Source organism: Desulfoluna sp. HI9BLuna, assembly GCF_056829775.1.
On record NZ_CP186555.1, the window covers coordinates 1,446,765 to 1,463,035 of the forward strand.

A 16,271-nucleotide genomic window follows, 5' to 3' on the forward strand; every position below is an offset into this window, starting at 1 on the left:
TTTCAAGGGCCTCTCCCTGCCGTCCCCTTGCCTTGAAACCGAAGAGCCCCAGGCATCTGCAACAACTGCTTTCCCGTTACCGTTTTTCCGAAAGCACACCCTAACCCACCGCATTTTTGGTCCTCCTTTCGCCTGCTCTGGGAAACAAGATTCGTCCTTGCCCGGGAACAGTTGAAAATTCATTGCTTCCGGCAAGCAGGCAAGATATGAACTATTCGCCCTGCATAGAGAGTTCTTTATTCCTACAGGCATTGATAACTGATTTTATCGCGTGGGCGTATCAAGAGAATAAAAGCGGAAAGCACCAGCCACCGCTGATTTCGCATTTTAATTTTGAGGGATTTATGTGTGAGTATTTCTTAAGAAATAACTCAATTGGTGTTTTGAGATCCCATAGAAAAACACTGATCATAGCTCTCAACATCACCACAGAACGGGTAGCCGGGTTCGCAGACGAGTGGTCTGTACCCCGGGCCTTTTTTGACTGTCAGAAGGGGAAAAAGTGAAGCGTCAGTTCCTGAGTTTTTTTGTGTCGTGTCTTTTGGTAATGGCGGCTGCGAGCTCCGCATCCGCCGCCGGTTTTGCACTGTATGAATGGAGCGCACGGGGCAACGCCCTGGGCGGTACCCTGGTTGGACGTGCCGACGATCCGTCTGCGGTGGCCTTCAACCCTGCGGGTCTGACCCAGCTTGAGGGCACCCAGGTCTCCATGGGAGCCACCTTCGCTCACCCCATCTGCGAAGTGGAAACAGAAGATTCGGGTGTCGTCACCACCTCCAAAAGCGACAACAGCGTCTTTGTCATCCCCCATTTTTACCTGACCCACCGCATCAACGACAGATGGGCCGCAGGCATCGGCGAATTCTCCCGGTTCGGCCTGGGTTTCGAATATCACAACGACTGGCCCGGAGCCTTTAACGTCTTTGAGGCCACCATCAAGAGCGCCTCCCTGAACCCGAACATCGCTTACAAAGTGACGGACCGACTCTCCGTGGCCGTGGGTGTGGAGTATGTCTATGTTGATCTGGACATCAAAAAAAGGGTTGATATGCGCGATGGTAATAGCCCTGCAGCCTCTCCCATCTCCGCCCTAACCGCCGACGGAGACGGCACCGCCCTCACCGCCGGGATCCACTACAAACTGGACAACTGGCGCTTCGGGTTCGGCTACCACAGCCAGGCCAAGATCGATGCCAGCGGGGATACAACCATTTCTGGCATGACTGGCCTTGCGGCCGCACGAAACGGTGCGCATAACACAACCGGTTCCGTGACCCTTCCGGACATGCTCAACTTCGGCATCGCCTGGTACCCCGCCAAAAACCTGAGCGTGGAGGTGGGCGCCATTCAAACCCGCTGGTCCACCTACACCGACCTGGACCTGGACATCGATGGCCAAGGCCATATACCCCAGCCCAAAAACTATGACGACGTCTGGCGCTACAATATCGGCGTGGAGTACGGCATCACCGACAACTGGGACCTTCGGGCCAGCTACTGCTTTGATGAAGCCCCTGAAGACGCCCAGTACGTGGATTACATGATCCCTGCCGATGACCGCCACCTCATCGGGGTGGGCACGGGCTGCACCTTCGGCAACTGGACCCTGGACCTGGCCTATACCTACATCAAAGCGGAAAAGGTCACGTACAAGGAAGCAAACAACGTCGACGGCATCCTTGACGGCTCCTCCAAAAACGGGGTGACCCACCTGGGTGCCGTCACCTTGGGGTATAAATTTTAATATAACGCAATAAGACAATAAAACGGCTCAAGGTATCCTTGAGCCGTTTTGTTGTTCTCCATCGAGTACATAAAAAAGCAGTTCTTCTGCTTCTTTTCCCCTTGCAAAACCTTGCCCGCCCCCTCGTTTTGACTCATCCGAATGGCCATGTTATACATACATTTTTATCAAAATACCGGGTTCAAGGACATATCAATGACCAAGACAAAATCAGTCAGCTGTTTATTATTCATTTCAATAATATTCCTATTATCGGGCTGCATGAAAGTAAACCTTGCATCCCTTCCCCCCATTCCGCCCGAGTCCAGCCTGCCCACAAGGAGTGATTTTTCCCTTTACGTTGATTCTGTTAAAGTCAACAGTGCCGATCCTGTAGACCAGGACAAAATCGAGACCAATTTTAAACACTACCTGAACCAAGCCCGCTATTTTTCCGATGTCCTTGACTACACTGAGGTGGACACATCCCGTGGGGAAAAGTCACTCATCATCAGGACGGTCATCACCCCCAAAGAGTCCCACCACTTCAACTGGTGGTTATCCTGGCCCGCAATCTACCCGATGCCATTATACTGGCCTTTTCAACCGAAAAAGGGGGAGGCCTATGTCTCAATATCCAGCCATGTGTATGATCACACAGGTAAACACGTAGCGCAGTTTGACGCGGATGACAGTCAGCCGTTTTCAGTTACTTTTTATGGCTTTTTCCGCAACGGAAAGGCCGTTTCAGCTCTGAGGAGTTGCTATAAATCCGCCTTCGAAAAGATCACGAACCAGCTCACAACGGACAAGCGGATCATTGCCTTGACCCAAGCTCCCCAACAGCCCCTCGCCCCCCTTAAGCCTGAGGCCAATGAACCGACCGTCGTCCCGGCCATCAACTTCGGGACCTACCACGCACTTGTCATTGGCATCGACAACTACCCGAACCTCACCCATCTGAAAACCGCAATCAATGACGCCCGGGTTGTCTCCGACATTCTCCGTCAAAAATATGGGTTTGATGTCACATTTCTTAAAAATCCGGGTCGGTCCGACATTATCACCGCCCTCGGGAACCTGAGAAATAAACTCACCAGCCAGGACAACCTCCTCATTTATTATGCCGGACACGGCTGGCTGGACAACAAAGCAGACGAGGGGTACTGGCTCCCCGCGGACGCAACCCTTAACGACGAGTCCAACTGGATCTCAAACTCAACCATCACCGCCTCCATACGTGCCAATGAAGCGAAGCATGTGCTTGTCGTCGCCGACAGCTGTTACTCGGGAAAACTTACCCGCGCAATCCATATCAACCGCAAAATACCGGACTATCTAAACCGGCTGTGCAAACAGAAAGCCCGTATTGCCATGGCATCGGGAGGCCTTGAGCCCGTAGAAGACAACGGCAGCAACGGCCACTCTGTCTTTGCGGCTGCCTTCATCAACGCGTTGAAGGCCAACAACACCGTCATCGAAGGCACGGAAGTATTCTCTCAACTCAGACGGACGGTGATTCTGAACGCGGACCAAACCCCGGAATACGGTGACATCCGAAAGGCAGGCCACGACGGCGGTGATTTCCTCTTTATATCACAGAACTAACCCGTATATTTCACAAGTCGAATCCGGCCAAAAGGAAGAAGCAGCCCCTTGAGGGGCTGCCTGTGTCAGGGGACAGCATCGTCACTGTCGGGGAACAATCGGGAAGGAAGGAGGTAAGGGAAGGGTACAGAATAAGGCTACGCTGCGTTGCGCTTCTCTTTACAGCATGAGCCGCCACAACATGAGCTGCCTCCGCCGCAGGAGCCATCGCCGCAACAGGAGTGAGACTCCTCTTCCGGGATGATTGAGCTGGGATCGGGGGATTCCGAAAGGACCGGCTCCTCGGCGTGAATGATACCGGTGCCGCTGCACAGGGGGCACAGCCCACCGGAGTGAAGGATACGGGTTACGCCACCGCCCAGGGGCACCAGCTTAAAGGGAACCCGGGATTCGGCAAGGAAGCCCACCAGCCACTTGACGAAGAGGTCGTTTTTCAAATCCACGGAGTCGAATTTTCCCTGGGCCAATTTTGTCATCATCTTAATCTGAAACGAACGCATGACCTTGGATTCTCTCTTCGTCATCGTACAGCTCCTCCGGCATATCGCCTTATCCATAAGTGGTAAAAATCACCCGGGGCCCCAAGGCCCCGGGCCGTGAACGTTATGCTGCGGCCACCTGCTCGGCCCAGGCGTCGATTTCTGCCTCGTAATCGTCGGGCTCCCCGTCGATTTTGAGGCCCTCGGCAACCAGCTTTCCACCGATCTGCCGGACTTTCTCTTCAATGGCGTCCACCGCACCGCAAAAATAGGTGTAGGCGCTGTCTCCACAACCGAAGACCCCCACCTTCTTGCCGCTCAAGGCCGCCTTGTCCATGGCTTCGTAATAATCGATGAAGTCGTCCTGAAGCTCAATCTCATCCTCGCCCCAGGTGGAACATCCGTAGAGGACCAGATCATAGTCGGCCTCGTTGCCCAAGGTGACGTCGCTCACATTTTCAACGGTTACCTCAAGACCTTTGGCGCTGAGGATTCCGCCGATGCGTTCTGCCGTGTTTTCCGTGTTTCCTGTGGTGGACCCAAAAATAATCAGTGCGCGTGCCATATGCCCTCCGCATGGTTGTATAATAGCTGTCATCGATACAGGGCATGTCCTTTCCCCCCGTGGGGCGAGAACATCACTCTCGAACCTGGGCTATACATAATCCCAAATATTTTTTGGGTCAACTAAAATTTTAGGCGCGCCTAATTCTTTTATCGTTCCAAAACACACCTCAATCCCCACCGGACCTTACCGGGCCCTCTTTCCACCGCCCCCCTGCCCTTCCCTTTCCCCCTTGTGTACCGCGCCCTGGGATCAAGCATACGGTAGCGATGAGCCCTTTCTGACCACACGGCCCCCGCACCCATTGCGGGAACAACCATCCATAATACTTCATTTATTCCGAGGTGTTATTGACAGATTTCTCAAGATCAACTATCCGTATCTTAAAACCGTCGTCATCGGGATGAACAGTGGTTAAACCTTTTATCTCCTGCGGAGAAAGACATGATCACCCTCACCTGCTCAGACAAGCCCTGGCTGGCTCACTATGACAAAGGCGTCCCCCCCGTCATCGATTATCGCCGCCTCACACTGCCTCAGATGTTCCAGACCACGGTGGGACGATACCCCCAGCACACGGCCCTCATCTATCAGGGACACCATATCTCCTACGCCGAACTCCAGGTCCTGGTAAGGACCTTCTCCATCACCCTCACCACCCTGGGCATCCGCAAAGGCGACGTGGTGGGGATCTGGCTTCCCAACACCGTGGCCACGGTGGTCTCCTACTATGCGGCCCTTACCATCGGTGCCATCGTGGTGATGGCCAACCCCCTGGCCAGCGACCGGGAGCTCACCCACCAGATGAATGATGCAGCTGCCAAGCTTCTCATCACCCTGGACGTTCTTGCCCAACGAGCCATTGCCCTTCGCGACAACACCCAGGTCGACGTCGTGATTTACGCATCCCTGGGCGACTTTCTTCCCACACACCTCAAATGGGTGTTTTCTTTCAAGTCCGGAAAACAGGGGCTTTCCGCTAAAGTGCCCTCAACAGAACGCGTCTACAGCTGGAAAGAGGCCATGGCCTTGCGGGGAACCCCCATCCCGGAGCCAGCCATCCACCCCGACGAGGTGGCGGTCTACCAATACACCGGGGGCACCACCGGACGCCCCAAGGCGGCCATGCTGACCCACACCAACCTCACCTGCATGACCCAGATGTATGAGGCATGGTTCCAGCTTGACAAGGCCGATGAACGGGTGTTGGCCGCGCCCCCCTTCTTCCATGTGCTGGGCATGTCCACGGCCATGAACCTCCCCGTCCACATGGGGTGGTCCGTGGTGCTGGAGCCCAGGCCCAAACCGGGCAAACTCCTTGATGCCATCCGCAAGTTCAAGCCCACCCTGGCCCCCATGGTTCCCACCATGCTCTCAGGCCTCCTGGAAGAAAAGGCCCTTGCCGGAACGGACATGACCTCCTTCAAGCTCATCACGTCCGGCGCATCCTCCCTTTCCGAAGAGATTTTCCACCGATTCAAGGAGCGCACCGGCATCACCATCAATGAAGGCTATGGCATGACCGAAACCTCCCCCCAGACCCACCTCAACCCCCTGAAAGGCAGAAACAAACCCGGAAGCATCGGCATCCCTTTCCCCGGAACCGAGGTGCGCATCATGGATCTGGAGACCGGTACCCGGGAACTCGCAATCGGCGAGGCAGGAGAAATGTGGTTCAAGGGCCCCCAGGTCACCTGTGGCTACCTGGGCCAGTACGGGGAAAACGAAACGGCATTCCAAAACGGATGGCTCATGTCCGGGGATATCGCCTGGATGGATGAAGACGGGTATTTTTACATCGTGGACCGTAAAAATGACGTCATTATCTCAAGCGGCTACAGCATCTACCCACGAGAGGTGGAGGAGGTGCTCCAGGCCCATGGAGACGTCCTCAAGGCCGCCGTCATCGGTGTTGCCGACACCCGGCGCGGAGAAAACGTCAAGGCCTTTGTCACCCCAAAGCCGGGCAGGACCCCGTCGGTGGAGTCCCTCATGGCCCACTGCCGCAAAGAGCTGGCCAAGTACAAATGGCCCGATGAAATCCACATCATCGACGCCATGCCCGAAACCTCCGTGGGCAAGGTCCTCAAAACCGACCTGAAGCGCATGTCGGCCTGAACCGGCAATAAAAGCCTCCGGCGGCCCTGCCGGGGGCTAAACTTTTAAAAAGTTTAACAAACAGGTTTAACAAAAACGGTTTGAATGAGTGCGATTTTAACGGACATGGCTTGTCCCGAGTGGACGAAGGGCAACATGCTTTTAAGGTGACTCACCTCAAACCGGTCTGAGGGCCTGAAGGAGCTCCCCCTCTGTCAGGCAGGTATCTTGAAAGCCAAGCTTGCGCCCCAGGGCCAGGGCATCGGGGAGGGGAAGATCAAGGGAAGGGTCGGTAAAAAGAGTGCGGGGGTCTCCCACGGCACAACCGCCGCCTGGCCCGAGGAGCAGCATGGAATCAAAGAACGCGGCAAGGTTCATGTCGTGGGTCACGGCCACCACCGAGCTGCCCCGGGCCCTTAAGGCATCCGTCACCTGCATCATCACCCGCCGCCCTGCCGCATCCTGGCCGGAAAGGGGCTCGTCCAGGAGCACCAGGGGGGTCTCCATCATGTAAACCGACGCCAGGCAAACCCTCTTGCGACGGGCCCGGGAAAGATCATGGGGGTTTCGATCAAGGTCTTCCCGGATGCCGCACAGCGCAGCCGCACGGTCCATGCGTTCGTCGATAACATGGGGCGGCACGCCCGCCTGCAACGGTGCAAACCGCAGCTCATCCCGTACACAGGTCGCAAATATCTGATCATCCGGATTCTGGAAAAGAATGGCCACATGGCGCGCCCGACGGGAAGGACGCAGGGTATCGATGGGAGAGCCTCCAATGAAAACGCTCCCCCGGCGGGGAGAGAGCAAGCCCGCAATAAGGCGCAGCAGGGTGCTCTTACCCGAACCGTTGGGCCCAACCATCGCAAGGGATGCCCCGGCCGCCAGGTCAAAGGAGACCCCGTCCACCACCGAAGGTCCGTCACCGTATCCATAGGTAAGGTTCTCAGAACGGATCACAGTCGCCACCCCCCTTCTGCGGCATCAATGTCCAGGGGCAAGGGGCCTGCGAAGAGCCCACGCGTCCGTGCAACCCGGGCAACACGGGTTACAAGGGGCAGGGTCAGCCCCCACCCTTCGGGGTCTCCGTCTTCGGTCAACGCCGCAAGAGGCCCATCATACACCAGCCCTCCCGCCTCAAGGACCACGGCCCGGTCCGCAAGGCCAGCCACGTCGCCCAGATCGCTGCCCGAAACCACCAGGGTTGCCCCTTGGGCCTTAAGGTCACGAAGCAGCTTTTTCACCTCATCACGGGACGTGGGATCCAGCTGGCCAAAGGGCTCGTCAAGCAACAGGAGGTCGGGAGCACCGGCCAGGAGCACGGCAAGGGCCACGCGCCTGGCTTCCCCGCCAGAGAGGGTAAAGGGGTTGCGATCCACAAGGTGGGCTGCTCTCACACGCGTCAGAAGCCGGTGGACTGCTTCCCCGCGCCTTCCCATGCCACCGTTCCCAAGGGCCAGAGCCACCTCCTCAAACACGGTGAAGGCCACCCCCGAGAACTGGGCGGTGGGGTCTTCCAGAGAGAGCCCCGTGCTTTTGGGACGCTGACCCACACAGCAGCCCCCATGCACGAGGCACTCTCCGGTAAGGCGCCCGGGATAGAACCGGACCATGAGCCCTGCAAGAAGGGACAACAGGGTCGTGCGCCCCGATCCGTCAGCCCCCAGCACCGCAAGGCACTCCCCTTCTTTCAGGGAAAAACTCACGTCCCCCAGGCTGGGGCTCAAGGCCCCCGCATATGTAAAGGAACACGATTTTAACCGAACAACATCCATACCCGATACCCCATCGCACCACCCACCATGGCGATTGAACCCAGTCGAAGGCCCCATTCACCCGACTGTTCACGAACATCCTCCACCGGATACCGCCTCAGCCCGCCACGAAGCTCCAGGGCCATGGCCCGCTTCTCCACATCGGCAAGGGCCCCCAGAATCAGCGGCCCCACCAGGGGCACCAGCCGCCGTGCCCGGACCAGAACGTGTCCATCAACATCAAGGCCCCGGGCCCTCTGGGCATCCAACACACAGGACGCGCGATGCCTGAGCAGGGGCACCAGGTTCAAGGTGGTAGCAAGCACATACACAAGAAACGGGGAGGCGCCGCGTCCACGCAAGTCGGTCAGGAGCTCAGCCCCTGTGGTGGAGACCGAAAAAAGGCACAAAGAGGAGAGCATCACCCCCACCCGGGAAAAAACGGATAAAGCCAGAAAAACATTTTCCCGGCCCACCTCAAAGGGGCCGCAGGCCCAGAGGACATCCCCGGAACGGGGCATGGCCACAAGGTACGTCAAGGCAAGGAGCACGGCAAAAGGCACCAGAAGGGCCAGGGTCCGAACCGCCCATTTTGCCGCGACACCGCTTGTGGCCCCCAGGGGCAGGACCACGGCCAGGGGCAACAGGCTCAAGGGCGGCTCAAAAAGCAGAAAGGTCACCGGCACCATGCCCGCCAGCAGGCAAAGGCGGGTCCAGGGAGCCCATGAGAAAAGAAGAGACGGCATAGGCAAAAGCTACGCTGAAAACCGGGGCAAACGGGCCAGCATCCGATCCGGCAGGGACCGAATCAGGGCAAAGGCCACCAGGGCCGTGGGAACCTTGTCCAGGGGCTCCACCATCAGGTTCTTGTAAAACGCGGCCGAGGTCACCTTGATGCCGGATTTCACCAGCACAGCGGTAATAAGGGACGCGCCGCTGCCCTCCACCCCGCCGTAGACAAAGACCACAATGGGCGTCGCCACAAAGGGGGTTGTCACGGCAACCACCACGCCGGACAGAGTAGCTTTCCACCAGGTATCGGCCAGGCCCCACCGGGCGCAAAAACCGGCGGCAAAACCGATCCAGGCCGCCACGGGAAAAAAGGGCAGCGCCGACGGAGAGAAAAGGCCCCAGGCCAGATTGGAAAGCCCCCCGGTCAGCGCCCCGGCAAAGGGTCCGCAGGCAAACCCCACCAGGAGGGTGCCGATGCAGTCCAGGTAGACCGGAAGTTTCAGCAGGGCCACGAGCTGGCCCACCGCGATATTGACAGCCATGGCCACGGGAATCAGGGCCACCGTAAAGGTCGTGAATTCGTCTTGGATCTTCATTGTTCCCCCTTCATATGCAACGCATCATCCATGCGGCCCAACGGGCCCCGCCTCAGGTTCCGCGATTCGTACCACCCGGAATCACAGGGGGTCAAAACGATAATTTCAATATTCTCCTCAAAGATCATTGATCACCCAAATATCCCATACCGGATCCAGACGCCTCCACGGCCAGGGCATTTTATCTTCGCCCCCGGGCCCCAGACTGCCAAGGGCCCCTATTGAAAAAGCACTTACAATAGTGATATATTTCATTAACTATTCCAGGCATCTCGCCACCGAATCCCAATCCACAACATCTGAAAATTACCCATCCCGAACGACACACACCTCAATGCGGTCACATCGGCAGAGAAAGCCTGCAAAAGCCTGAGGAACCGACACTCGTATTTTCCGTTATTTCGCATCACCCGCTAAAACCCGGTCACAAGGCCACACCCCGCATGATGCGCCCCGTCGGGAATGGGGGTGCATACACCCACCATCAACCAGGGAGAGATCACATGAAAAAGGCTACAGGACTTCTGATTGGTTTTCTGATCACCATGTACGGCATGGGCTGCATGGGACAGATGGGCCTGACCCAGAAAGCCATTGGCGTCAACCTCAAACTCGTTGACAACCGATACGGACGAGCCGGTATCTACATCCTCGGGACACCCGTCTATGCGGTCACCTCCGTCATCGACCTCTTCATCATCAACAGTATCGAGTTCTGGACAGGCACAAACCCCATCACCAAAAAAAAGCCGGCCATTGTCGATACCCCCGTGGATGCCTGGATGAAGGTCGACGATAATCTGGATCCTGCGGCAACGGAAGCCCCCCTCTCCTTTCTGGGGATGCCGGTGGAATCCATCGACATCACCACACCGGACAATGATTCCATAAAAATGGACCTCCGGTTTGAGGACGGCACGATGCAATCCGTTGTGGGGCTCCGGTCGCCTGAAGGGTACGTCAACATTTTCGTGGATGACCGCCTTGTTGCCTATGCAACCCATGAAGCCCTTGAAACGTATGTTGCGGAGATTCGCCGCACTCAACCGGTACCCATTGCGGCACAAAGCTATAGATAAGCCTGTGGCTTCAGGGAGCAGGCGGAAGATTTTTCGAAAAGCGACCCGCCGGAGCATAGCCCGGCAGATACGTTTTGCATTTACCGGGGCTCGTAGTATACAACCCACCCATGAGCCCGACACTACCCATACATGATGTTCTGGACGACATTCGCGATGCCCTTGAAGCAGGGCCTTCGGCCGTAATACAAGCCCCGCCCGGCGCGGGAAAGACCACCGGGGTCCCCCTGGCCCTGTTGGAGGCTCCGTTCCTGGCCGGACAAAAAATCGTAATGCTGGAGCCCAGGCGCCTTGCGGCCCGAGCCTCAGCAACACGCATGGCAGAGATGCTCGGCGAACAGGTCGGAAAAACCGTGGGGTATCGCATCCGCATGGAGAGAAAAACCTCGGAGGCCACACGTATCGAGGTGGTCACCGAAGGGATCCTCACGCGGATGATCCAGTCGGACCCGGAACTCTCGGGCATCGGCCTGGTGATCTTCGACGAATTCCATGAGCGGAACCTGAACAGCGACCTGGGTCTGGCACTCACCCTGGAGTGCCAGGGGGTCCTGCGGGACGATCTGCGCATCCTCATCATGAGCGCCACCCTGGACGCTGCTCCTGCGGCCGCGCTTCTTGGAGACGCCCCCGTCATCACCTCCGAAGGTCGGGCCTTTCCCGTTACCACCTGTCACCTGCCCTTAAAAGAGCCCACCCCCACACGCCGGGACATTGAAGCGGCCTGCGCCCGAGCCGTGGCCAGGGGCCTTGCCGAAGAAGAGGGCGACATGCTCGTCTTCCTGCCCGGGGCAGGGGAGATCCGGCGGGTGGAAGAGCGGCTTCGAAAAATAGACCTTCCGCCCCATACGGACCTCTATCCCCTGTTCGGTGCCCTCACCAAGGCCGACCAGGACAAAGCCATCAAGCCGTCCCCCGCCGGACGCCGCAAGGTGGTGCTTGCAACGGCCATTGCCGAGACCTCCCTCACCATCGACGGCGTCACCCTGGTGGTGGATGCCGGGCTCATGCGGGTCTCCCGGTTTTCACCGGGATCGGGCATGGACCGCCTGGTGACCCTGCCCGTCTCCAAGGCCTCGGCAGACCAGCGGCGGGGACGTGCCGGGCGAACCGCCCCGGGCACCTGCTACCGCCTCTGGAGCGAGGCCCGCACAAACACCCTCACGCCCTTTACCGCACCGGAAATCCTTAGCGCTGACCTGGCCCCCCTGGTGCTGGAGCTTGCCCTCTGGGGAGTCACCGACCCTGCAGAACTCACCTGGCTCGACGTGCCCCCCCAGGGGTCCTGTGCTCAGGCCCGGGACGTGCTCCAAAAGCTGGGCGCCCTTGATGAGGAAGGCCGCATCACGGCCCACGGCAAGGCCATGACGCGCCTCGGCGTCCACCCCAGGCTGGCCCACATGATCCTTATGGCAAAGGAGAAAAACGCGGGCCCCGAGGCCTGCCTCCTGGCCGCCCTGCTCACGGAACGGGATCCCCTCACCGGGGGCCGAAACGAAACAGACATCCGCCTGCGCATGGAAGCCATGATGCAAAAAGGGTCTCGGGCTCAAACGCTCAACCCCGGGGCTGCTGCCCGCATCCGGGAAACGGCCCGCCAGCTCGGCGCGCGCCTGGGCGTCAAAGGGGCTCCAAAGGATCCCGCCCTTGCCGGGCGCCTTGTTTCCCTTGCTTTTCCAGACCGCATCGCCATGGCACGGTCGGGACGGCCCGGTCACTTCCAGATGGTCTCAGGGGGCGGCGCTGTCATCCATGAGTCCGACCCCCTTGCCTTTGAGCCCTTTGTGGCCGTGGCAGACCTGGACGGCAACCGTCAGAACGCCCGCGTTTACCTGGCCGCGCCCCTGGCCATGGAAGCCCTTGAGGCAGACCACGGCCATCGCATCACCGAAGAAGAGGCGGTGTTCTGGAACGAGAAAAAAGGGCGGGTGGAGGCGGTGACACGCCGCAGCCTGGGCGCCGTGGTCCTGTCTGAAAAACCATTGAAAAAGCCGGATGCCGGTGCCGTCACCGACGCGCTGATCCAGGGTATCCAGTCCCGGGGCCTGTCGGTTCTCCCCTGGAACAAAACAACCCGAAGCCTCCAGGCCCGGGTTCTTTTTCTTCGCAACCAAGCAGGGTTTGAGGAGCTACCCGACCTTTCGGACGCCGCCTTGGAAACCTCCGCCCAAACGTGGCTGGCACCCTTTCTCATCGGTATCACCAGCATGGGGGCCTTAAGCAAAATGGACCTGGCCGGTGCCCTCACCGCCCTCATCCCCTTTACCTGGCACCGAAAAATAGATCGCCTCGCCCCCACCCACATGGCCATCCCCAGCGGCACCCGCATCCCCCTGGACTACGGCACCGGTGAGCCCCCGGTCCTTGCCGCCCGCATCCAGCAGCTCTTCGGCCTCACCGAAACGCCAAAGGTGGCAGACGGCAGGGTCCCCGTGACCTGTCACCTCCTCTCTCCTGCCTCACGTCCCATGCAGGTCACCCGGGATCTTTCCAGCTTCTGGGCCAACACCTACCCCGAGGTGAAAAAAGAGCTCAAAGCCCGCTACCCCAAACACCCCTGGCCCGACGATCCCCTCACCGCCGTGGCCACCAACTGGGCCAAGCCCAAAGGCAGGGGATAAATCCCCTGGTTCTCGAGTGCTCCAACCCTCGCTTGTCGCGCCGTAGCCCAACGACATGGTGCACGTGGTGGTACACAGACAAGGGCGTAGGCGGATGCCTCGGGTTGTCACATTCGCTGACGGGCTTCGCCCGTGGTCAACGGCCGGAGCGTACCATTCGTTCCCAGGCTCCGCCTGGGAATGCTGCCCGGAGGCTCTGCCCCACGGCTGATAACCCACAGCCATCCCATATTTACCTTTACCATGGAGTGCGACCAGGCAAGGCGGAGCCTTGCACCCCTCACTTCCAGGCAGAGCCTGGGAGCGATGTGAAAACGCACCTTGATGCATAGTTCACGTCCCCTGCCCCCCTCAACGGCCATACCCAGGGGCAGGAACGTTTCAAGCTCAAACCGCTCCTTTCGTTCCCAGGCTCCGCCTGGGTATGCTGTCTGGAGGCTCTGCCTCCACGGCTGCTAACCCACAGCCATCCCATGTTTGCCTCCACCATGGAGTGCGACCAGGCAAGGCGGAGCCTTGCACCCCTCACTCCCAGGCAGAGCCTGGGAGCGAAGTAAAAACGAACCCTGGTGCATAAAATGCACCCTACGGCAATCACCTTCCACCCACTCCCTTTCCTTCCTATCAACCTTCTCTCCCCCCATTCACTATTCACTATTCACCATCCCCCCCGCCCAACTCACGATGACCTGCACCCCATGACCTACCCCCTATCCCCTATCACCTTTCACGGCCCTCCCCTTCCCCCTTGAAACAAACCCGAAACCCCTGTATTTTAATACAAGTCCATACCACCGCAGCCGCCCCTCCTTGTGCCGTCGCCCACCCCTCGCCTCAGCGCCTTTCTTCCGAGCCCGGGCCATTGATCCGTCGCCGCACGGCTGCCGACACGCACCACCCACCCGTCAACCCAAGGAGGGCCATCATGAAGATGCTCATGCATGTCACGTTTCCCCACGAGCCGTTTAACACCCTGGTGAAAAAAGGGACCGCCGTCATCCTGCTGGATGAAATCCTTGAAGAGATAAAGCCGTTTTCCGTCTGGTTCACCGAGGAGAACGGCATGCGGGCCGCCGTCCTGATCATCAACGCCACCAACGCCTCGGGCCTGCCTTTCTACTCGGAGCCCTTTCACCTGAACTTTGACGCAGATGTCCATTTCCGCATTGTCATGTCCCCTGAGGACCTGTCCAATGCAGGCTTGGAAGAGTTGGGAAAAAAATGGAGCTGATGCCGGAACCGGCGGATAAAAAAAGAGGAAGAAAAAAATCGTGCGGAAGAGAAGATGGGATGAACGCCGACGTCATGACACCAGATCGCCGAACGTCCATCACAGTTAGCCCTTGGCCCTGAGCCTTTAGCCTTTCGCCTTTAAGCCCTTAGCCTTTAACCTTTAGCCCCTTTTACGCCCTGATCCTCTCAGTGCGCCCATACACCTTCTTCAGGGCCGCCTCGGTGACGGGCCGAATGCTATCGGCACTGCTCACCGACACATCCAGGTCCTGGAGAAGCCCGTTGCCGATGTTGTAGATCCAGCCGTGGACGGTGAGGGGTTTGCCCTCCTGCCAGGCCTGCTCGGCGGTGGTGGTGCGGCAGACGTTCCTCACCTGCTCGATGATGTTGAGCTCGCAGAGGCGGTCGCTGCGCTCTTTGGGGTCGGTGATGGCGTCCAGAAAGTCACCGTGGGTGAACTGGATGTCCCGGAGATGACGGAGCCAGTTGTTGACCAGGCCGCTGGAAGAGTTTGCAAGGGCCTCTTTGACCCCGCCGCAGTCGTAATGGCCGCACACAATGATGTCCTTGATGTTCAGCACCTCCACGGCATACTGGATCACGGACAGGCCGTTGAAATCGGTGTGGATGACCATGTTGGCCACGTTGCGGTGCACAAAGACCTCGCCGGGCATGAGGCCCACCAGTTCGTTGGCGGGCACCCGGCTGTCCGAACAGCCAATCCAGAGGTAGTCCGGGCTCTGCTGGTCGGCAAGTTTTTTAAAAAAATCGGGCTGCTCGCAAGTCACCTGAGCAGACCACTGTCTGTTGTTTTGAAACAGCTTTTTCAACTCTCCCATAACGTCGTCCCTGATCCTGATCTATACGTAACGTTTCAGCCTGCACGGACCGCTTCCCGAACGTTTCCCCACGTTCGCGCGTTTCGGAAGAGGCCCGAGGGCCCGATTCACTCTATTAAGCATACCCATAATTGAACCAACACACCAGCTCTACCGGATTAGATGTAGTTGGTGATAACCACACGGGTCCCCTCGCCCACCCCGCTGGTGATCTCCAGCTTGTCGGCGTTTTTCCGCATGTTCGGAAGGCCCATGCCCGCACCAAAACCCATGGAGATCACCTCGGGCGATGCCGTGGAAAACCCCTCGGTCATGGCCTGGGGGATGTCCGCGATGCCGGGGCCCTGGTCCACCACCTCCACCACGATCCTCTCCAGGTTGATGTCCGCCGTGAGCGTACCGCCCCCCACGGCGTGGGCCACCACATTGACCTCGGCTTCATAAATGGCCACGGTGGTCTTCTTGATGATCTTGGTGTCCACGTTGAGCTGCTTGAGGATGTGCTTCACCTGGCTGGAGGCGGTTCCCGCCTTTGCAAAATCCCCGTCTTCAATCTCAAATTCAAACTTCATAACACCCCTTCATGTTGGGAGGCCCTGGTTAAAAAACGGGTTCGAGACCGGCATCAAACAGCATTGCGCTTGCCCTGAACACCGAGCATTCCACCTCGATGAGGATCAGGCCGGTGCGTTCTGCCAGGTCCTTCATGGCCGGGCTCACCTTCTTGCCCCGGGCGATAACCACACACTCGATCTCGGCCATCTCCGCGGTGCGGATGGTCTGGAGCGTACACAGCCCGGTGATGAGGAGAACGCCCTCCACCTCCAGGGTCAGGACGTCGCTCAAAAGGTCGGCGGCAAACCCATAGGAGACGCGGGTTTCAACCCTCTCCTTGCCGGTGACAATGTTCCCCCCCAAAAGGGTCGCAATATTGGTTATTTTCAT

Annotated in this window: 15 protein-coding genes; 6 read left to right on the forward strand and 9 right to left on the reverse strand. The window is 58.5% G+C overall.

The genetic code is table 11. The features are described from left to right. The first annotated feature begins 502 nt into the window (after positions 1-502). Both ACOYW0_RS05715 and ACOYW0_RS05720 read left to right on the forward strand, forming a co-directional pair. Positions 503-1,744: an OmpP1/FadL family transporter gene (locus ACOYW0_RS05715; RefSeq protein ID WP_482417592.1), complete on the forward strand. Its 1,242-nt coding sequence runs from the start codon at positions 503-505 to the stop codon at positions 1,742-1,744. Between the two features lie 195 nt (positions 1,745-1,939). After that, positions 1,940-3,331, forward strand: coding sequence for a caspase family protein (locus ACOYW0_RS05720; protein ID WP_482417593.1), 1,392 nt, complete (start codon positions 1,940-1,942; stop codon positions 3,329-3,331). Between the two features lie 137 nt (positions 3,332-3,468). Here ACOYW0_RS05720 and ACOYW0_RS05725 read toward each other — a convergent pair whose 3' ends face one another. Next, positions 3,469-3,855 (reverse strand): hypothetical protein, encoded by a 387-nt coding sequence (locus tag ACOYW0_RS05725; protein ID WP_482417594.1) that lies wholly within the window; start codon positions 3,853-3,855, stop codon positions 3,469-3,471. Between the two features lie 79 nt (positions 3,856-3,934). After that, complete coding sequence (locus tag ACOYW0_RS05730) at positions 3,935-4,375, reverse strand: flavodoxin (RefSeq protein WP_482417595.1); 441 nt, start codon at positions 4,373-4,375, stop codon at positions 3,935-3,937. A gap of 444 nt (positions 4,376-4,819) precedes the next feature. Here ACOYW0_RS05730 and ACOYW0_RS05735 point away from each other — a divergent pair, with 444 nt between their 5' ends. Beyond that, on the forward strand, positions 4,820-6,493 hold the full coding sequence (locus ACOYW0_RS05735; protein ID WP_482417596.1) for a long-chain-fatty-acid--CoA ligase: 1,674 nt from the start codon (positions 4,820-4,822) through the stop codon (positions 6,491-6,493). A gap of 156 nt (positions 6,494-6,649) precedes the next feature. Here the strand turns inward: ACOYW0_RS05735 and ACOYW0_RS05740 are convergent, their stop codons facing one another. Genes ACOYW0_RS05740 through ACOYW0_RS05755 form a run of 4 tightly spaced genes read right to left on the reverse strand, consistent with a single transcriptional unit; the run spans position 6,650 to position 9,554 of the window. Continuing rightward, a complete protein-coding gene (locus ACOYW0_RS05740; RefSeq protein WP_482417597.1) occupies positions 6,650-7,432 on the reverse strand; it encodes an energy-coupling factor ABC transporter ATP-binding protein in 783 nt (260 codons plus the stop codon). Then, entirely contained in the window at positions 7,429-8,199 is a 771-nt protein-coding gene (locus ACOYW0_RS05745) for an ABC transporter ATP-binding protein (protein WP_482417598.1), read from the reverse strand. The genes ACOYW0_RS05740 and ACOYW0_RS05745 overlap by 4 nt, the downstream gene beginning before the upstream one ends. Before the next feature lie 29 nt (positions 8,200-8,228). Further along, positions 8,229-8,972, reverse strand: a complete 744-nt coding sequence (locus ACOYW0_RS05750) for an energy-coupling factor transporter transmembrane component T family protein (protein ID WP_482417599.1) — start codon at positions 8,970-8,972, stop codon at positions 8,229-8,231. 9 nt (positions 8,973-8,981) lie between these two features. Then, the gene (locus ACOYW0_RS05755) at positions 8,982-9,554 is read right to left on the reverse strand and encodes an ECF transporter S component (RefSeq protein WP_482417600.1); all 573 of its coding nucleotides are present in this window, start codon (positions 9,552-9,554) and stop codon (positions 8,982-8,984) included. A 503-nt stretch (positions 9,555-10,057) separates the two neighbouring features. Here ACOYW0_RS05755 and ACOYW0_RS05760 point away from each other — a divergent pair. From ACOYW0_RS05760 to ACOYW0_RS05770, 3 genes are all read left to right on the forward strand, one after another. Further along, positions 10,058-10,633 (forward strand): DUF3332 family protein, encoded by a 576-nt coding sequence (locus ACOYW0_RS05760; RefSeq protein ID WP_482417601.1) that lies wholly within the window; start codon positions 10,058-10,060, stop codon positions 10,631-10,633. A gap of 110 nt (positions 10,634-10,743) precedes the next feature. Further along, the gene (hrpB, locus tag ACOYW0_RS05765) at positions 10,744-13,254 is read left to right on the forward strand and encodes an ATP-dependent helicase HrpB (RefSeq protein WP_482417602.1); all 2,511 of its coding nucleotides are present in this window, start codon (positions 10,744-10,746) and stop codon (positions 13,252-13,254) included. Between the two features lie 925 nt (positions 13,255-14,179). Continuing rightward, a complete protein-coding gene (locus ACOYW0_RS05770) occupies positions 14,180-14,485 on the forward strand; it encodes a hypothetical protein (protein WP_482417603.1) in 306 nt (101 codons plus the stop codon). Positions 14,486-14,657: 172 nt separating this feature from the next. Here the strand turns inward: ACOYW0_RS05770 and can are convergent, their stop codons facing one another. The 3 genes from can to ACOYW0_RS05785 all read right to left on the reverse strand — a co-directional run bounded on the left by can (position 14,658) and on the right by ACOYW0_RS05785 (position 16,271). Further along, positions 14,658-15,326 (reverse strand): carbonate dehydratase, encoded by a 669-nt coding sequence (gene can / locus ACOYW0_RS05775; RefSeq protein WP_482417604.1) that lies wholly within the window; start codon positions 15,324-15,326, stop codon positions 14,658-14,660. 158 nt (positions 15,327-15,484) lie between these two features. After that, complete coding sequence (locus ACOYW0_RS05780) at positions 15,485-15,898, reverse strand: ATP-binding protein (protein ID WP_180140085.1); 414 nt, start codon at positions 15,896-15,898, stop codon at positions 15,485-15,487. Between the two features lie 28 nt (positions 15,899-15,926). Continuing rightward, positions 15,927-16,271 (reverse strand): DRTGG domain-containing protein, encoded by a 345-nt coding sequence (locus ACOYW0_RS05785; protein ID WP_180140083.1) that lies wholly within the window; start codon positions 16,269-16,271, stop codon positions 15,927-15,929.

Bases quoted from the DNA above. Each gene is read 5' to 3' on its own strand.
- ACOYW0_RS05730 (WP_482417595.1), bottom strand. From the start codon at position 4,375: ATGGCACGCGCACTGATTATTTTTGGGTCCACCACAGGAAACACGGAA.
- ACOYW0_RS05770 (WP_482417603.1), top strand. From the start codon at position 14,180: ATGAAGATGCTCATGCATGTCACGTTTCCCCACGAGCCGTTTAACACC.
- hrpB (WP_482417602.1), top strand. From the start codon at position 10,744: ATGAGCCCGACACTACCCATACATGATGTTCTGGACGACATTCGCGAT.
- ACOYW0_RS05760 (WP_482417601.1), top strand. From the start codon at position 10,058: ATGAAAAAGGCTACAGGACTTCTGATTGGTTTTCTGATCACCATGTAC.
- ACOYW0_RS05780 (WP_180140085.1), bottom strand. From the start codon at position 15,898: ATGAAGTTTGAATTTGAGATTGAAGACGGGGATTTTGCAAAGGCGGGA.
- ACOYW0_RS05755 (WP_482417600.1), bottom strand. From the start codon at position 9,554: ATGAAGATCCAAGACGAATTCACGACCTTTACGGTGGCCCTGATTCCC.
- ACOYW0_RS05735 (WP_482417596.1), top strand. From the start codon at position 4,820: ATGATCACCCTCACCTGCTCAGACAAGCCCTGGCTGGCTCACTATGAC.
- ACOYW0_RS05720 (WP_482417593.1), top strand. From the start codon at position 1,940: ATGACCAAGACAAAATCAGTCAGCTGTTTATTATTCATTTCAATAATA.
- ACOYW0_RS05750 (WP_482417599.1), bottom strand. From the start codon at position 8,972: ATGCCGTCTCTTCTTTTCTCATGGGCTCCCTGGACCCGCCTTTGCCTG.
- ACOYW0_RS05785 (WP_180140083.1), bottom strand. From the start codon at position 16,271: ATGAAAATAACCAATATTGCGACCCTTTTGGGGGGGAACATTGTCACC.
- can (WP_482417604.1), bottom strand. From the start codon at position 15,326: ATGGGAGAGTTGAAAAAGCTGTTTCAAAACAACAGACAGTGGTCTGCT.
- ACOYW0_RS05725 (WP_482417594.1), bottom strand. From the start codon at position 3,855: ATGACGAAGAGAGAATCCAAGGTCATGCGTTCGTTTCAGATTAAGATG.